Genomic DNA, 254 nt, shown 5'->3' on the forward strand with positions numbered 1-254 from the left:
ATGCTATGGAACATTACGTAACTTGGTCAGAGCTTTTTGCATTTCTGACGTTCTTGGTTACATTTACAACACTGTTGTATCATATTTTCCATGACGATCATAAAAAGAAATAACCGCCCCTCTTGCAATTGCGGCGGTTATTTCTTTTAATCGTTTTCCGTTAATGTGGGAGCAACCGTCTACCGGTATGCTCTTTCTATTTTTATTATACGCATTTTTCTCCGGTTTGTCAAGAGGCAGACCGGCGTTTTTTT

Annotated in this window: 1 protein-coding gene; it reads right to left on the reverse strand. The window is 39.0% G+C overall.

From position 1 onward, the window contains the following. Nucleotides 1–63: 63 nt before the first annotated feature. A partial coding sequence (locus DXB92_RS14010) for a hypothetical protein (RefSeq protein ID WP_187118450.1) occupies nt 64–254 on the reverse strand: 191 nt, incomplete at its 5' end.

It is taken from the genome of Ruminococcus sp. OM06-36AC, from assembly GCF_003438725.1.
Classification (GTDB): domain Bacteria; phylum Bacillota; class Clostridia; order Oscillospirales; family Ruminococcaceae; genus Ruminococcus_C; species Ruminococcus_C callidus.